The organism is Pleomorphomonas diazotrophica (genome assembly GCF_002844595.1).
In the GTDB taxonomy this organism is placed as follows: Bacteria; Pseudomonadota; Alphaproteobacteria; order Rhizobiales; family Pleomorphomonadaceae; genus Pleomorphomonas; species Pleomorphomonas diazotrophica.
On the sequence record NZ_PJNW01000011.1, the window covers coordinates 210,142 to 225,771 of the forward strand.

Sequence of the window (15,630 nt, forward strand, 5' to 3'; positions counted from 1 at the left end):
CCTTTACGGGACTTCCCCGACAAGGATACAAGGGCGCAAACCTCGCGCGGCTGCCGCCTCGCGACCAGTATCTATGGAGAGATCATGCGTCCGTCCCGTCGCGCTCCCGACGAGTTGCGTCCCGTCAGCCTCGAGCGCGGCGTGTCGCGCCATGCCGAAGGCTCCTGTCTAGTGAAATTCGGCGACACCCACGTGCTCGTCACCGCCTCGGTGGACGAGAAGGTGCCGCCGTGGTTGAGGGGCGGTGGCAAGGGCTGGGTGACCGCCGAATACGGTATGCTGCCGCGTGCCACCGGCGAGCGCATGAAGCGCGAGGCGGCGGCCGGCAAGCAGTCCGGCCGCACGCAGGAGATCCAGCGGCTGATCGGCCGCAGCCTGCGTGCCGTCGTCGACCTGATCGCTCTCGGCGAGCGGCAGATTGTCATCGACTGCGACGTGATCCAGGCCGACGGCGGCACCCGCACCGCCTCGATCACCGGCGCCTACGTGGCGCTCTATGATGCCATCGAATGGATGCGCCGACGCAATCTGGTGCCCGCCAACGCCAAGGTGTTGCGCGACCATGTCGCCGCCATCTCCTGCGGCATTTCCGACGGGGTGCCGGTGCTCGACCTCGACTATATCGAGGACTCCTCGGCCGAGACCGACGCCAATTTCGTGATCACCGGCTCCGGCGGCCTCGTCGAGATCCAGGGTACCGCCGAAGGCGCGCCCTTCTCCGAAGCCGAGCTGCAGCAGTTGCTCGGGCTGGCCAAGGGCGGCATCGCCAAGCTGGTCGAGCTGCAGAAAGCGGCCATCGCGTCCTGAAGGGGCTTGATATGACCGAACAGCGCCGCATCGACGGCAAGCGTCTCATCGTCGCGACGCACAACAATGGCAAGCTCCGGGAGTTCTACTTCCTGCTGGGCGGCCTTTCCATCGAGCTGGTGTCGGCCGGCGATCTCGGCCTGCCGGTGCCGGTGGAAGATGGCCAGACCTTTGTTGAGAACGCTCGCATCAAGGCGTTGGCCGCCGCCCGCGCCGCCGGCGAAGTGGCGCTTGCCGACGATTCCGGGCTATGTGTCGAAGCGCTCGACGGCCGGCCGGGGGTTTACACCGCCGATTGGGCCGGACCCAACCGCGACTGGTCGATGGCCATGCGCCTCGTCGAGGAAGAGCTATACAAAGCGGGCGCCACGACGCCGGAGCAGCGAAAAGGCACCTTCGTGTCGCTGCTTTGTCTTGCCTGGCCGGATGGACATACCCAGGAGTATCTTGGCAAGCGGGATGGTACGCTGGTCTGGCCGCCGCGCTCGGGCGACTTCGGCCACGGCTACGACCCGGTCTTCATGCCGGATGGCGAAACCAGAACCTTCGGCGAAATGACCGAAGCTGAAAAGCACGGCTCCATCTGGGGTCCGCCAGGCCCCCTGTCGCACCGGTCACGCTCATTGAAGCTGCTGGTCGAAGGCGCTTTCCCTATCGGCTTCGGACCGCAGGGCTGAACCGATGAGCGAGCGGGATCTTCTTTCAGGTGTGGAAGCAGCGATTGAGGGCACGCCGGACATCGGTTTCGGCGTCTATATCCATTGGCCCTTCTGTGCCCGCAAGTGTCCCTATTGCGACTTCAACAGCCACGTCCGCCCCAAGGGCATCGACGAGGCCGGCTATCTCCAGGCCATGGAGCGGGAGATCGCCGCCCATGCCCGCCTGACGCCGAACCGTACGGTGACCTCGGTCTTCCTCGGTGGCGGCACGCCATCGCTGATGAAGCCCGAAAGCGTCGGCCGTCTCCTCGAACTGATCGGCAGTCACTGGCAAATATCGGCCGATGCCGAGATCACGCTTGAAGCCAATCCGTCGTCGGTGGAAGCCGAGCGATTCCGGGGTTACCGCTCAGCCGGCGTCAACCGCCTGTCGCTCGGCGTGCAGGCGCTCAATGATGCCGATCTCAAATTCCTCGGGCGGCTGCACAATGTTGGCGAAGCGCTCCGGGCGCTTGAGTTGGCGCGCGAGACGTTTCCTCGCCTGTCCTTCGACCTCATCTACGCCCGGCCCGACCAGAGCCTTGAAGCTTGGGAAGCGGAGCTGAGGCGTGCCATCGGCTTTGCGGCCGATCATCTGTCGCTCTACCAACTCACCATCGAGCCGGACACCGCCTTCGAGAAGCTTCACGCCGCCGGAAAGCTGGTGGTACCCGATGCCGACGCGGCGGCCGACCTCTACGAGCTGACGCAAGCGGTCGCCGGGGCGGCGGGCCTGCCGGCCTATGAGATTTCAAACCACGCCACGCCGGGCGGCGAGAGCCGGCACAATCTCCTCTACTGGCGCTATGGCGAGTATGTCGGCCTCGGGCCGGGCGCCCATGGCCGAATCGTCCAGGGTGATGATCGCGGCCGCCTCGCCACCATTGCCGAGCGCAACCCGGAAGCCTGGATGAAGCGGGTGGCCGAGACCGGCCATAGTGTGATCGAGACCGAAGAAATCTTCGGCGAAACGGCCGGTGACGAAATGCTGCTGATGGGTCTCCGCCTCGTCGAGGGTATCGACGCGGCCCGGTATCAGCGGCTATCCGGCCGGCGTTTCGATCCGGCACGGATTTCCGACCTGGTGACCCACGGCATGGTGGAGGTGCTACCTGATGGCCGCATCCGCACCACACCGGCCGGCGCCTTTGTCCTGGATGCCGTGGTCGCCGATCTTGCCGCGTAAGGCCTCTACAGTCGCGAAGCCGGCTTCGGCTTCGACCCGTCGGAGAAGCGCGACAGACGGAAATGCCTGGAATCGACGAAGGGCGTCGCCCCCGTGACGAGGTCGGCGACCAGCCAGCCGGCACCTGGCCCGATACCGAAGCCGTGGCCTGAGAAGCCGGTGGCGACGACGAGGCCCGAGAACCCGTCCACTTCCGAGATCACCGGCACCACGTCGGGCGTCACGTCGATATAACCGGCCCAAGCCTGAACGATGCGCGTCTCCTTGAACGAAGGGAAGCGCCGCTTCAGCTCGGTCATGGTGCGGCGCAGGAAGCGGACGTCGGGTTTCGGATCGAGGACGCGGGTCTTCTCATAGGGCGACGTCTTGTCGAGCGGCTTGGTCGGCCAATCATCGATTTCGCGGAAGAAGCGCGAGCCGAAGGAGAGCGACACGTGCTTCCAGTCGGCCATCAGCGCCGGCAGGAAATCCAGGGTAAAGCGGATATGGTCGGGCGTGAGGTCGGCGACATTGGCAACGCCGTTCGCCACCGTCAGGCCGCCATCGGCCCGCTTGCGGATGCCGATCACGTCGTCCCAGACGCCGGCATCGGGTCCGCCCGTCACCGGATTGGTACGCGACACCGTCGAGCGCATCTTGAGCTGCGGCAACGTGACGCCGAGATCCTTCAGGAACCGCCGCGACCAGGCGCCGGCGGCGAGCACCACGCGCTTGGTCTTGATGACGCCGCGCTCGGTAACCACCGAGACGATCTCGCCCAATGCCGTCTCGAGGCCGCGCACCGCGCAATCGGTGACGATGATGGCGCCCTTGGCGCGAGCGGCGAGCGCGATAGCCGGCGCCGCCTTCTGCGGCTCTGCGCAGCCGTCGCTCGGGCACCAGAGACCGGCCGGAGGCGGCGCAGTATCGTCCTTCATGACGGCTCGGGCTGCCTCGCCTTCAATCACTTCGGCAGCGATGCCATGTTCGGCCGCCGCCTTCACCCAGGCGCGGTAGCCATCGACCTCCCGGGCCTTGCGGGCGGCGAAGAAGATGCCCGTCTCCCTGAAGCCGGGATTACCAACGCCATGGGCGCCCATTTCCCGCCATAGACGAAGCGCCTCGCGGATCAGATCGAACTCGCGCGGATCGCGGTCGGCCTGCCGCACCCAGCCCCAGTTGCGGCTCGACTGCTCGCCGCCGACATGGCCTTTCTCGAGGAGCGCCACCTTGAGGCCCCGCTCGGCCAGATAGAGAGCCGACGTGGTGCCGATGATGCCACCGCCGACAATGACGACGTCGGCCTCCTTCGGCATGGCGATGTCGGACGGAACGGGATCGACCTGCGGACCCATCTTTTTCAAACTCCTCGGAAGGCACCGGTCACCGCCGGTAGCGTCGCTACCGTTTTAAGCCAAAACCGGGAGCGATCCAGTCCGTCAGGACGCCAAAGACGCCTGTAATCGGAGCATTTTTTGCTCTGCGGACCGCAGCGGCTTGAGCCAGGCTTTCCCCGCCTGTATGCCTCGCTGGCTCACCTTCTTCCGTGGAGCTGCCGATGCTTCTCGCCGCCTTGCAGATGCGATCCCGACCGTCCGATGTCGCCGCCAACCTAGACCGGCTGGACAGGGCTGCCGGCGAGGCGGCGGCCGGTGGTGCCCGCCTTCTGGTAACGCCGGAACTCGGTCTTGTCGGTTATGGCACGGGACCGGATCTGCCGCTTCTTGCGGAACCGCCCGATGGCTCGCTCGTCGAAAGCGTCGCAACCATCGCCCGGCGGCACTCCCTGGGCATCGTTGCGGGATTTGCCGAACGCGACGGCGACGCGGTCTACAACAGCGCGCTGTTCGTTGCCGGCGACAGCCGGACGGTCTACCGCAAGAGCCACCTCTACGGTCCCTATGAGAAGCGTTGGTTCCGAGCTGCGCCACCGTCGGCCCAACTTTTCCGCCACGAGGGGCTGAACTTCGGCCTTCTCATTTGCTATGATATTGAATTCCCTGAAAATGTTCGCCGTCTGGCGAAGGCCGGTGCCGACGCGGTGCTGGTGCCGACGGCCCTGCCGGCCGGCGGGTCGGGCGATTTCATCGCCGCGCACATGATCGCCGTGCGCGCCTTCGAGAATCAGGTCTTCGTCGCCTATGTCGACAACTGCGGCCGGGATGGCGATTTCGCCTATGCCGGCCTCACCCGCATCGCCGCGCCTGACGGCGCTATTCTCGCCGCGCCGAGCGGCCGAGACGAGGCGCTGCTGTTCGCGCCGATCGTCCCCGAAACCTATGCCCGCTCGCGCGCCGAAAATACCTATCTGTCCGATCTCAAAGCCTGATGGAGAGGCCAACATGCAAACGGCGCGCCCTTGCGGAACGCGCCGTCGCGAAATCCAGCCAGCGTCCGCCTCAGTTGGCGGCAGCGGCGCCCTGCTGCTGCTGCATCTGCTGCAGGCGAGCGAGATACTGCTGATAAAGAGCGACAAAATCGATCGGGTCGATCAGCAGCGGCGGGAAGCCGCCACGGATGACGGCATCGGCGATGATCTGGCGAGCAAAGGGGAACAGAAGGCGCGGCCCCTCGATGTTGACGTAAGGATGCAGGTGCTGCGCCGGCACGTTCTGCACGGTGACGAGGCCGCCGTAGGTCAGTTCGACGTTGAAGACCACTTCCTCACCGATCGCCGCCTTGGCCTCGAGATGCAGCTCGATCTCGTAGTCGCTCTGGCTGCGCTGGCGCGAATTCACGTTGACGCCGATGGAAATCTGCGGCGCGGCTTCGCGAGCCCTGAGGCTGTCAGGCGCCTTCGGGTTTTCAAAGGACAGGTCCTTGACGTACTGGGCGACGACGCTCATCGACGGCTGGGCTTCAGCGGCCCCGTTTTCGGGCTGAACCGAACTCATTCTCCGCACTCCTCCGGCCAGCCGGGGCACCAGCGCCCACAAGGATGACCCGTTGTTTTGTTGGAACCGGCGGCTGTTGGTGGCCGTTTCCCGGTTTTCCTGCGGGTCCGAGCGCTATCAGGCTTGGCGGATGAGATCAAGGCCGATTGCCGTTGCGATCCGGCGGCGGGATGGGCGGGCGATCCGACCAGGGCGACTCATCGCTGCTCCGGCTTTCCCACTGGTCCTCATCGAGATCGACGACGCCGTCTTCCTTGGGACGGGCGCGGCCGGGCGAAACGGTCGAAACCACAAATCGGGTGGCGATCGCCGCGATGATCAGCCGCCGCAGCGGGGCGAAAAGCAACAGGAAGGCCAGTACGTCGGACAGGAAGCCCGGCAGGATCAGCAGCACGCCGGCCACAAGCACCACAAAGCCTTCGAGCAGCGTCCCGGTCGGCATGCGGCCGCCGGCAAGCTCGGCCTGCACCCGGCGCAGAAGACCGAAGCCGACATAGCGAAACAGCACCAGACCGCCGAACGCGGCGAGCAGGACCAAGGCTATGGTGTTGATGACGCCAAGATGGCCGCCTACCCAGACGAGCGCCGCGATCTCGGCAATCGGCCAAGCGATGAGAAGAAGAGGCAGGTAAGGCGAAAGGCGCATGGCGGTTCCGGTTCGATCGGCGTGGTTAGACATGATGCGCCGCCCGGCCCGCCCGGCGCAAGGGTAGGCATCGCTCCATATGGTCGGAGTGATGGAGACTGCAAGCGGTGGCGCCATCATAGAAGTCGCCGCAGATTCACCGCATGTCCGTCTTTCCCTCGCCGCCGCGGTCGCCTACATAGGCAGACGACACAAACGCGATGCTGCGCCCTGTTGGCGCCAACTGAGGGAAACGAAGCTCGGATGAACGCCTTCCTCGATCTGACCAGCCTCATCTTCCTCGTGATCGCCGTTGTCATCTTCTGGCGCCTCAGAAGCGTTCTCGGCACGCGCACCGGCAATGAAAAGCCACCCTTCGATCCCTTTGCCGGTCGCAAGGCGGAAGTCGAGGCGCCGCCGGCCGGCGACAACGTGGTGACGCTGCCACGCGAGGGCCGGTCCGATCCGCGGGAGACGGTGCTCGCCCGCATCGACGAGATGATCCCTGAGGGCAAGGCCAACGCCGGCCTCAAGGCCATCGCTGCCGCCGATCGGAACTTCGACATCGACAGCTTCATGGGTGGCGCCAGCGCCGCCTATGAGATGATCGTCTCGGCCTTTGCCGCCGGCGACCGGGCGACGTTGAAGCCGCTGTTGTCGCGCGAAGTGTTCGATGGATTTTCCGGTGTGATCACCGAGCGTGAGGGACGCGGTGAGAAGATCGACTTCACCTTCGTCGGCATCGACAAGTCGGACGTGGTCGACGCCGGGCTTGAGGGCGGCGTGGCACAGGTGACGGTGCGCTTCTCCTCGCAGCTCATTTCGGTCACCCGCAGCCGCGACGGCTCGGTGATCGAGGGCGACCCACAGAAAGTCGCCGAGGTGACCGACGTCTGGACCTTCGCCCGCGAAGTCAGGTCGTCCGACCCGAACTGGAAGCTGGTTGCCACCGACGCCGGGGGCTGACAGCATCTTGGCCGACGCTTTTTCCGCCGCCCGCCTCGTCGCCGTGGCCTTCGCCGATCTTCCTGGCTGGACCGATGACGATCACGCTGCCGCTTTCACGGCCTTCCGTCGCTCGGCGGTCCGCCTCACCGATAAGGCGCCCACCACCAAGGCGCTTGGTCCGGAGGGCGCGGCGCTGGTCAAAAAGGGTCGGTTGGCTCTTGAACTGGGCGAGGCGGTTGGCCCTGCGGATGCCCGTGCCTTTTTCGAGACCCATTTCAAGCCGTTCCGCGTCGAGCCGATCGCCGGAGAAGGCTTCGTCACCGGCTTCTTCGAGCCAGAGGTGGATGCGCGGCTTCAGCCTTCGCTCGCCTTTCCGGTGCCCTTGCTTGCGCCGCCGCGTGGCCTCAGAGAAATCGGCACGGACGACGATCGGCGAAACCTCGATCCGGCGCTGACCTGGGCGCTCGAGGATGGACTGGGGCGCCTTGCCGCCTGCCCCGACCGGGGAGCGATCATGGCCGGAGCCCTCGACGGGCGGGCACGACCGGTCGCCTATGTGAAGAGTGCCGTCGAGGCCTTCTTCATCCATGTGCAGGGCGCGGCGCGGCTGCGCCTGCCGGATGGCGATCTCCTACGCATCACCTTCGCAGCCAAAAGCGGCCACCCCTATTTTCCGGTGGCGCGCCTGATGCTCGAACGCGGCATCGTCACCAGCGCCGCCGAAGCCACCGCCGATGCCCTGCGTGCCTGGCTCGAAGGCCTCGCTCCTCAGGAACGACGGGCCGCGCTGATCCGAAACCGCTCCTACATCTTCTTTCGCGAGGCGCCGGTCGATGATCCTGCTCTAGGGCCGGTCGCCGCTGCCGGCGTGCCACTGACACCGGGACGATCGCTGGCCGTCGACCGATCGCTGATCACCTTTCATGCGCCGGTCTTCGTCGAAGCCGATCTCGCCGCCGGGCCGTTCCGCCACCTGATGATGGCGCAGGATACCGGTTCGGCGATCATCGGTCCGGCGCGCGGCGACATCTTCTTCGGCTCAGGTGACGCCGCTTTCGCGCTGGCGGCGCGGGTCCGCGATGCGGCCCGCTTCACCTTGCTCGTGCCGCGGGAGGGCTGACCGATGTCCCGCCGCAGAGGTCGGCCGCTCGCCCCCGAGGAGGAAGACCTCTGGCGGGCGGTGAAGAAGACCGTGACGCCGCTCTTTCCCGAGAAGATAGGGCCACCACCACCCGCAGCGCTTTCGGCCGCCGAGCCCGAAGCGCAGCGGCCGCTTGTCCACGCACCGCCTACAGCAGCCCCCGCCCCGCCGCCCAAGCCGACCCTGCCGAAGCTGCACCCCTTCGGCAAGCGCGAGCGGCAAGCCGTCAATCGCGGTCGCATCGCCATCGACGGCCGCCTCGACCTGCATGGTTACCGGCAGGACGAGGCGCATGCCCGCCTTTCCGGTTTTCTTTCCCACGCCCAGGTCATGGGCTGGAAGGTGGTGCTGGTGATCACCGGCAAGGGGCGGCCGGGAGGGGATTTCCAGAGCCTGCACGATCATGAGCGTGGCGTGCTGAGACGCGTCGTGCCACTCTGGCTGAGCCTGCCGGAGTTCCGCCGGGTCGTGCTGGGCTACGAGGATGCCGGGCCGGGGCACGGCGGCGGCGGCGCGCTCTATGTGCGGATCCGCAAGAGGAAGTGACATGACCCCGTTCGGCGCCCGCCTGCGCGAGCTGCGTGAGGCGCGCGGCATGACCCTGAAGTCGATGGCGGCGGCGATCGGTGTGTCGCCGGCCTATCTGTCGGCGCTGGAGCACGGCCGACGGGGCCGCCCGACCTGGGATCTTCTGCAGCGGATCATCGGCCACCTCAACATCATCTGGGACGAGGCCGAGGAACTCGAACGGCTGGCCGACCTGTCGCATCCGCGCATCGTCATCGATACCGAGGGCCTCACGCCAAAGGCCACCGAGCTCGCCAACCGTCTTGCCGAACGCATCGGCAGCCTCGACGAGAGCCGGCTCGATCAAATGATCGACCTCCTGGGCAGACGCTGACCCGACAAGGATTCAGCCACCCACGGCCTTCACCGGCAGCGTCAGGAGATAAGCCGGCAAGGTCACCACGGCTCCGGCCGTCGTGCCGAGGAGGCTGCCGAAGGAGCCGGTCAGGCTGCGGGCCGACTCCGAAAGGCTGCTGCGCCCCGTTGCCAGGCGGTCGCCATGCCGCAGGCGCTCGCCGATCCTGTTCACGAACTCGGGCAGGACGACGGCGAACTTGTTGTGGGCAAGCGAGTCTTTGGCCTCGGTACCCGATATGTCGATGACGATGACGCCGAGATCGGCGATGGCCTTCTTGTCTTCCGTATAGGCGCCGAGACGCGGCTTTTCGCCGGCGATCAGGCCGGACAGCCAGAGCGCCTGATCGTCGGATGAAGAAAAGAGAATGAAGGGATATTTCGGCCGGCCGATCACCTGCATCTCAGACTTGAACACGTCGACGTCGATGTCGGGTGCGGCCAGCACCACGGTGCGGAGCTTGCCCTTGAAATCGCCATTGCCGGCGATCTTGGCCTGACGCAGCGCTTCAACGGTCGCCCAGGTTCCCATGGAATGGGCAAACACATAGAGGTCTTCGACGCCGCTGTCGGAGGCAATGCGCAGCAGCTCTTCCAGGCCATCGCGAGCGATGGTGGCACTGTCGCGGTCGTAAACATAGTCGAACACTGAACCGCGCGAAGCCCAGGTGAACAGTACGGGGACGCCGTCAAACCCCGTGTCATGGACGATCTGAGTGGCGCGGAAAACGGCTTCGTCGAAATCGTTGTTGAAACCATGGACGATCACCGCCACGGCGCGCCGCCCCTTTGGCAAGGCGGCGACCCGTTCCGAAAGACGCTTCTTGAAAGTGCTGGCACCGTCGACATAGGCGAGCGACCGCGCCACGAACTGCGTCTTGGGGTCGCCCGGCAGCGGTGACGGCCATTCGATGTCGCCGGACCGATGCTTTGCCGGCACCGAGATGGAGAGATCGGCGAAATCGAGCCGGCTTGCCCGCTCGCCATTGAACATTGCCGGTCCGCTCGCAGCACGCTCGCGGGTGGCCGCCACCAGCAACTCATGCTCGATGGCGCCGGAGGCCGGTAGCGCCGTCACCTCAAGGGCGCCGCCATCGGGGCGCGACCCGGCGCAAGCCGCGAGGAACAGCAGGGAAAGGACAAGGGCAAGGCGAAAGCGCATGGCGACCTGCAACAAGAACAATGCAGTTCTAGCGGAGCGAATGCCAAGAGACCATGCCGAACTCGCCGGCTGGACAACGGCCGGCGGGAAATGCCATGACAGCCTGGTTCTTCATCCTGTCGCCGCCGGCTCTTCCGGTTGCCGACATGTCGGGGCCGTCATTCATGTCCGCCGCCAAGATCGCCGATGTCGCCGAGGCCGAAGCCTTCCTCGCCGCCAACTCCGACGTCGTTCAGTTCGAGTGTTTTCTGACTGATTGCTCCGGCGTGCAGCGCGGCAAAATCTTGCGTCGATCCGAGCTTCTCGGCGCCTACCGCGCCGGCCGCCCGCTACCCTGTTCGGTGCTGTCGCTCGACATCAAGGGTGCCGACGTCGAGGAAACCGGCCTTCTCTGGGAGCAGGGCGATGCGGACCGCATGTGTCGGCCGGTTGCCGGCACGCTCGTCCGCTCGCCCTGGCGGCAGGCACCCACCGCCCAGTTTCTTCTCACGTCCTTCGAGGGCGACGGAACGGGATCGGCGAGCGATCCTCGCCACGCACTCGCCCGGGTCGTCGATGAGGCAAGAAGCCTCGGCTTCCGGCCGGTCGCCGCGGTCGAGTTGGAATTCTATCTGATCGATGGTCGGGCGGCGGCCGAGGGCAGGGTGGTGCCGCCGGCGGCGCCGAATGGATTCCGCCAGACCGACCTCCAGGCCTATCTCGTTCAGGATCTCTCCGATTTTTCCGAGTTCCTGGAAGCCGTCTACGCCGCCGCCGAGGTGGCCGGTCTGCCAGCCCGCACGTTGATCTCGGAATACTCGCCCGGCCAGTTCGAGATCGTGCTGGAACACCGCGACGATGCGCTCCGCGCCGCCGATGACGCCATTCTCTGGAAGCGGCTGGTCAAGGGCGTCGCCGAACGCCACGGCTTCGTCGCCACGTTCATGGCCAAGCCCTACGAAGCCTTCGCAGGCTCCGGCGCCCATTTCCACGTCAGTCTCTGCGATGAAGCCGGCAACAACCTTTTCGCCGGCAGCGAACCGGAGGGCAATGCGCTTCTCCGCCACGCCATCGCCGGTCTTGAGGCGACCATGGCCGAGAGCATGGCGATCTTCGCCCCCAATGCCAACAGTTTCAGGCGCTTCAAGCCCAACTCCTACGCGCCGCTCGGCCCGGCTTGGGCAATGGACAACCGCTCGGTGCCGATCCGCGTCACCGGCGGCCCACCGCAAGCGCGCCATCTCGAACAGCGGGTGGCCGGCGCCGACGCCAATCCCTATCTGGCGCTCGCCACGGTGATCGCCGGCATGATCGAGGGCATCGAGGCAAAGCGCGAGCCGTCGAAGCCGGTCACCGGTAACGGCTATTCGCAGGTGCCGCCGTCGCTGCCACGCTTCTGGCCGGAAGCGCTCCGGCGCGCCCGTAGCTCCGACTTCCTGAAGCGACGGCTCGGCGAACGGCTCACCGACATCTATCTCACCATCAAGGAGACGGAGTGCGACCGCTTCTTCGCCGAAGTGAGCGATCGCGACATCCACTGGTACCTGAGGCTGGCCTGATGCCGCTCCTCAATCCTTGCCCTTGGCATCCTTGATCTTCAGGAACTTCGGACCCTTGCCGAGAATCTTGTCGTCGATCTCACCGATGGCGGCCAGGTTCTTGCGGTCGTAGTCAAGCCTCGACAGCAGGTAGCGGATGGCATTGAGACGAGCCCGCTTCTTGTCGTTGGAGCGAACGACGACCCAAGGGCTGAGGTCGGAATGGCTGGCCTTCAACATGCGGTCGCGGGCAGCGGTATACTGATCCCACATGCCCAGCGCCTTGAGGTCGACCGGCGACAGCTTCCAGATGCGCAGGGGATCGTGACGGCGGTCGTGGAACCGCTTGAGCTGCATCTCGCGGCCGATGTCGAGCCAGATCTTGATCAGCACGATGCCGTCGTGGATCAGCATGCGCTCGAAATGCGGCACCTCCTCGAGGAACAGCTCGGCTTCCTCGGGCGTGCAGAAGCCCATCACCGGCTCGACGACGGCGCGGTTGTACCAGGAGCGGTCGAAGAACACGATTTCGCCCTTGGTCGGCAGCTCCTTGACGTAGCGCTGGAAATACCACTGGCCTCGTTCGACGTCGGATGGCTTGGCCAGCGCCACATGGCGGGCCGAACGCGGGTTCATGTATTCGAGGAAGGTGCCGATGGTGCCGCCCTTGCCGGCCGCGTCGCGGCCCTCCAGCAGCAGCACGATGCGCTGGCCGGTGTCGTTGGCCCATTTCTGCAGCTTCACCAGTTCGATCTGCAGCACCCGCAGTTCTTCGAGATAGGCCTTTTCCTTCAGGCTTTCCTTGTAGGGGTAGCCGCCGGAGCCGAGCGCCTCCATCTCGATCTCCTCCGGGAGATAAGGGTTATCGAGATCGAAGGTAACCTTGCCGAGCGTGATCGGCGGTGCGTCGGGCGCCTGCGTCGCCAGCACGGCGGCCCCTTCCCGGGCAGCGATCAGCTCGACGCTCGATACGAAGCGACGCGTCATGTCGTTCGTCGATTTGTCTTTCTTTCCCATCGGCTTTCCCCCAGAATCCGCGCGCTCTCAATCGGCACGGGCACGGCAAACCACGCTACAAGCGTCATAAAAGACGTTTATCAATATGACAGAGTCCGCTCTTCCGCTTAAGGACCAATAAACATCATGAGTTCCACGCCGGACAGGCCGGAGGATACGCCGCGCGAGGGGCGGGGGCGTCTCGCCGAGGCGATCACCGAAGGACGCTTGCAGACGGTGCTCGCCGCCGCGGCCGCCTTCTGGCTGATCATGCTGTTCATCGCCGACCTGCCGACGGCCGTGGCGCTTATGGGGTTCGTTGCCACCGCCATTGCCGCCGTCTCGGTGTTGCCGACCGGCGGAAAGACGGCGCAACCTCGGCCGGCCGACCGACTGCCGGCCCGCCGCTGGCCGGACACCGGCATGAAGCTGTTGCTCGACGGGATGGAGGAGCCGGCTTTTCTGACCGATGCCGATGGCACGCTGCGCTACCAGAACGCTGCCGCGGCCGCCGAGTTCGGGTCGGCCCGCATCGGCGACCCGCTCGCCTTCCGCCTGCGCGCGCCGGAGATCCTCGACGCGCTCCAGCGTGCCGGACGAGGGGAGACCCTGCCGCCGGTGCGCTTCATCGAACGGGGCATTGGTGGCGAACGGCACTTCGTCGTCCGCTGCTCTCCGTTGCGTTTGCCGCGTCCCGAGCCGCGCAAACGGCCGGACTTCGTGTTGCTGCGCCTGCGCGATGAAAGCGAGGCCGTCCGGCTCGACCGCATGCGGAGCGATTTCGTCGCCAACGCCAGCCACGAACTCCGGACGCCGCTTGCTTCGCTGACCGGCTTCATCGAGACGCTGCTCGGTCCGGCCCGGCGCGACGAAGCCAATCGCGAGCGCTTCCTCACCATCATGCTGGAGCAGGCGCGGCGCATGGGGCGATTGATCGACGACCTGATGTCGTTGTCGCGCCTCGAAATGAAGGCACATGTCCGCCCGACTGGCGCCGTGGACCTTGCCGAGGTGCTGCCGGCGGTCGCCGACATGCTGGCACCGGTGGCAGCCGACCGACACGCAGTCGTCATTGCGGAAAACACCCTTGCTGCCGCGCCGACCGCCGGCGACCGCGACGAGTTGACACAGGTGTTCGCCAATCTCGTTGAGAATGCCGTCAAATATGGTCGCGACGGCGGACGCATCACGCTGGAAATTCGCGAGGAGATCGGTGACGACGGCCGTGCCGGCTTCCGAGCCAGCGTGTCCGACGACGGCCCCGGCATAGCGGCGGAACATTTGCCGCGCCTTACCGAACGCTTCTACCGGGTCGACGCGGCGAGGAGCCGCGAACAGCGCGGGACCGGCCTGGGCCTTGCCATCGTCAAGCATATCGTCAACCGGCACCAGGGGCGCCTCGTCATTCGCTCCGAAGTGGGCGTCGGCACCACGGTCAACGTCTGGCTGCCCCGCCGATCCGACCTGGTGGAAGCCGAGATGACGAAAGAGACGAAACTCGTCACCGACGAGCGGCTCGAAGCATGATTATCTGTTTTTCTTCAATATATTATACTGTCACAATATTGTAGTCGGTTTGTCATAGAAGGGTAGTGCCAGGTCGCTAGGGTCCGCGACGTGACGGGGACGAGACAGCCAACGGGCTTTCAGTGATCCCACCGTCAAGATCCTAAACCGTTAGGAGTACTCCCGTGAAATTCTCCACCGCCGCCAGCGCCTTCGTGCTCGGCCTCTCCGTCACCGGTACGGCCGCCTTCGCCGCCGAGCAGATCCACATCGCCGGCTCCTCCACCGTTCTGCCCTACGCGAACATCGTCGCCGAGGCCTTTGCCGAGGCGAACACGAACTTCAAGGCGCCGATCGTCGAGGGTGGCGGCTCCGGTGCCGGCCTCAAGGAGTTCTGCAAGGGCGTCGGCGACGACACCATCGACATCGCCAACGCCTCCCGCAAGATCAAGGCGGAAGAGCTTGACGCCTGCAAGGCGGCCGGCGTCACCGAGGTGCAGGAAATCCGCATCGGCTATGACGGCATCGTCTTCGCCTCCGACATCAAGGGCCCGGACTTCGCCTTCGAGCCGGCCGACTGGTTCAATGCCATCGGTGCCAAGGTTCTGAAGGACGGCCAGCTCGTCGACAACCCGAACGCCAAGTGGTCGGACGTCAAGGCTGGCTTCCCCGACTGGGAAATCGCCGCCTATATCCCCGGCGAGAAGCACGGCACGCGCGAAGTGTTCGAGCTGAACGTGCTCGTCGCAGGCTGCAAGGCCACCAAGGCCTATGACGCCTTCATCGCCTCGGGTCTTGCCAAGGGCGACGCCGAGAAGGCCTGCGCCAAGGTGCGCAAGGATGGCAAGGCCGTCGACATCGACGGCGAGTACAACGAGACGCTCGCCCGCATCGACTCGAACAAGACCGGCATCGGCGTGTTCGGCCTCGCCTTCTACGAGAACAACCAGGACAAGCTGAAGGTCGCGACCATGAACGGTATCGCGCCGTCGGTGGAGACCATTGCCAAGGGCGAGTATCCGGTGTCTCGTCCGCTGTTCTTCTACGTCAAGAAAGCCCACCTCGGCGTCGTTCCGGGCCTCAAGGACTATGTCGAGTTCTTCCTGGCCGACCAGATGATCGGCCCGCGGTCGCCGACCGTCGCCAAGGGCCTCGTCCCGGCGCCCAAGGAAGAGCGGCAGCAGGTGCTGGCCGACTTCCAGGCCGGCAAGACCCTCTGATCGATCGCTACACGTCCTGGAGGGGCCTCT

At 65.6% G+C, this 15,630-nt stretch carries 16 protein-coding genes; 11 read left to right on the forward strand and 5 right to left on the reverse strand.

Going from position 1 to position 15,630, the window contains the following annotated elements; genetic code table 11:
- The first annotated feature begins 84 nt into the window (after positions 1-84).
- Genes rph through hemW form a run of 3 tightly spaced genes read left to right on the forward strand, consistent with a single transcriptional unit; the run spans position 85 to position 2,691 of the window.
- Positions 85-807: a ribonuclease PH gene (gene rph, locus CXZ10_RS14350; RefSeq protein ID WP_101290026.1), complete on the forward strand. Its 723-nt coding sequence runs from the start codon at positions 85-87 to the stop codon at positions 805-807.
- An 11-nt stretch (positions 808-818) separates the two neighbouring features.
- Entirely contained in the window at positions 819-1,484 is a 666-nt protein-coding gene (locus CXZ10_RS14355; protein ID WP_101290027.1) for a non-canonical purine NTP pyrophosphatase, read from the forward strand.
- Between the two features lie 4 nt (positions 1,485-1,488).
- Entirely contained in the window at positions 1,489-2,691 is a 1,203-nt protein-coding gene (gene hemW / locus CXZ10_RS14360) for a radical SAM family heme chaperone HemW (RefSeq protein WP_101290028.1), read from the forward strand.
- A gap of 5 nt (positions 2,692-2,696) precedes the next feature.
- On the opposite strand, the gene CXZ10_RS14365 is transcribed toward hemW, so the two are convergent.
- A complete protein-coding gene (locus CXZ10_RS14365) occupies positions 2,697-4,025 on the reverse strand; it encodes an NAD(P)/FAD-dependent oxidoreductase (protein WP_101290029.1) in 1,329 nt (442 codons plus the stop codon).
- A gap of 203 nt (positions 4,026-4,228) precedes the next feature.
- Here CXZ10_RS14365 and CXZ10_RS14370 point away from each other — a divergent pair, with 203 nt between their 5' ends.
- Complete coding sequence (locus CXZ10_RS14370) at positions 4,229-4,999, forward strand: carbon-nitrogen hydrolase family protein (protein ID WP_101290030.1); 771 nt, start codon at positions 4,229-4,231, stop codon at positions 4,997-4,999.
- Positions 5,000-5,069: 70 nt separating this feature from the next.
- On the opposite strand, the gene secB is transcribed toward CXZ10_RS14370, so the two are convergent.
- Together secB and CXZ10_RS14380 are read right to left on the reverse strand one after the other, a co-directional pair.
- Positions 5,070-5,564, reverse strand: a complete 495-nt coding sequence (gene secB, locus CXZ10_RS14375; RefSeq protein ID WP_101290031.1) for a protein-export chaperone SecB — start codon at positions 5,562-5,564, stop codon at positions 5,070-5,072.
- A gap of 136 nt (positions 5,565-5,700) precedes the next feature.
- Positions 5,701-6,243: an FxsA family protein gene (locus CXZ10_RS14380; RefSeq protein ID WP_180336001.1), complete on the reverse strand. Its 543-nt coding sequence runs from the start codon at positions 6,241-6,243 to the stop codon at positions 5,701-5,703.
- Positions 6,244-6,453: 210 nt separating this feature from the next.
- On the opposite strand from CXZ10_RS14380, the gene CXZ10_RS14385 reads away from it, so the two are divergent.
- The 4 genes from CXZ10_RS14385 to CXZ10_RS14400 are packed head-to-tail and all read left to right on the forward strand — an operon-like array spanning position 6,454 to position 9,179.
- Positions 6,454-7,155: a Tim44/TimA family putative adaptor protein gene (locus tag CXZ10_RS14385; RefSeq protein WP_101290033.1), complete on the forward strand. Its 702-nt coding sequence runs from the start codon at positions 6,454-6,456 to the stop codon at positions 7,153-7,155.
- A 7-nt stretch (positions 7,156-7,162) separates the two neighbouring features.
- Positions 7,163-8,257, forward strand: coding sequence for a murein transglycosylase A (gene mltA / locus CXZ10_RS14390; RefSeq protein WP_244617164.1), 1,095 nt, complete (start codon positions 7,163-7,165; stop codon positions 8,255-8,257).
- Between the two features lie 3 nt (positions 8,258-8,260).
- A complete protein-coding gene (locus tag CXZ10_RS14395) occupies positions 8,261-8,824 on the forward strand; it encodes a Smr/MutS family protein (protein ID WP_101290034.1) in 564 nt (187 codons plus the stop codon).
- A 1-nt stretch (position 8,825) separates the two neighbouring features.
- Positions 8,826-9,179 carry a helix-turn-helix domain-containing protein gene (locus CXZ10_RS14400; RefSeq protein WP_101290035.1) on the forward strand — a complete coding sequence of 118 codons (354 nt, stop codon included), beginning with the start codon at positions 8,826-8,828 and terminating at the stop codon, positions 9,177-9,179.
- Between the two features lie 12 nt (positions 9,180-9,191).
- Here the strand turns inward: CXZ10_RS14400 and CXZ10_RS14405 are convergent, their stop codons facing one another.
- Positions 9,192-10,361, reverse strand: coding sequence for an alpha/beta hydrolase (locus CXZ10_RS14405; RefSeq protein ID WP_143741533.1), 1,170 nt, complete (start codon positions 10,359-10,361; stop codon positions 9,192-9,194).
- Positions 10,362-10,456: 95 nt separating this feature from the next.
- On the opposite strand from CXZ10_RS14405, the gene CXZ10_RS14410 reads away from it, so the two are divergent.
- Complete coding sequence (locus tag CXZ10_RS14410; protein WP_244617165.1) at positions 10,457-11,899, forward strand: glutamine synthetase family protein; 1,443 nt, start codon at positions 10,457-10,459, stop codon at positions 11,897-11,899.
- Positions 11,900-11,908: 9 nt separating this feature from the next.
- Here CXZ10_RS14410 and ppk2 read toward each other — a convergent pair whose 3' ends face one another.
- A complete protein-coding gene (gene ppk2, locus CXZ10_RS14415; RefSeq protein ID WP_244617166.1) occupies positions 11,909-12,895 on the reverse strand; it encodes a polyphosphate kinase 2 in 987 nt (328 codons plus the stop codon).
- 126 nt (positions 12,896-13,021) lie between these two features.
- Here ppk2 and CXZ10_RS14420 point away from each other — a divergent pair, with 126 nt between their 5' ends.
- The gene (locus CXZ10_RS14420) at positions 13,022-14,401 is read left to right on the forward strand and encodes an ATP-binding protein (RefSeq protein WP_101290037.1); all 1,380 of its coding nucleotides are present in this window, start codon (positions 13,022-13,024) and stop codon (positions 14,399-14,401) included.
- Between the two features lie 164 nt (positions 14,402-14,565).
- Positions 14,566-15,600, forward strand: coding sequence for a substrate-binding domain-containing protein (locus tag CXZ10_RS14425; RefSeq protein WP_101290038.1), 1,035 nt, complete (start codon positions 14,566-14,568; stop codon positions 15,598-15,600).
- Positions 15,601-15,630: the final 30 nt, after the last annotated feature.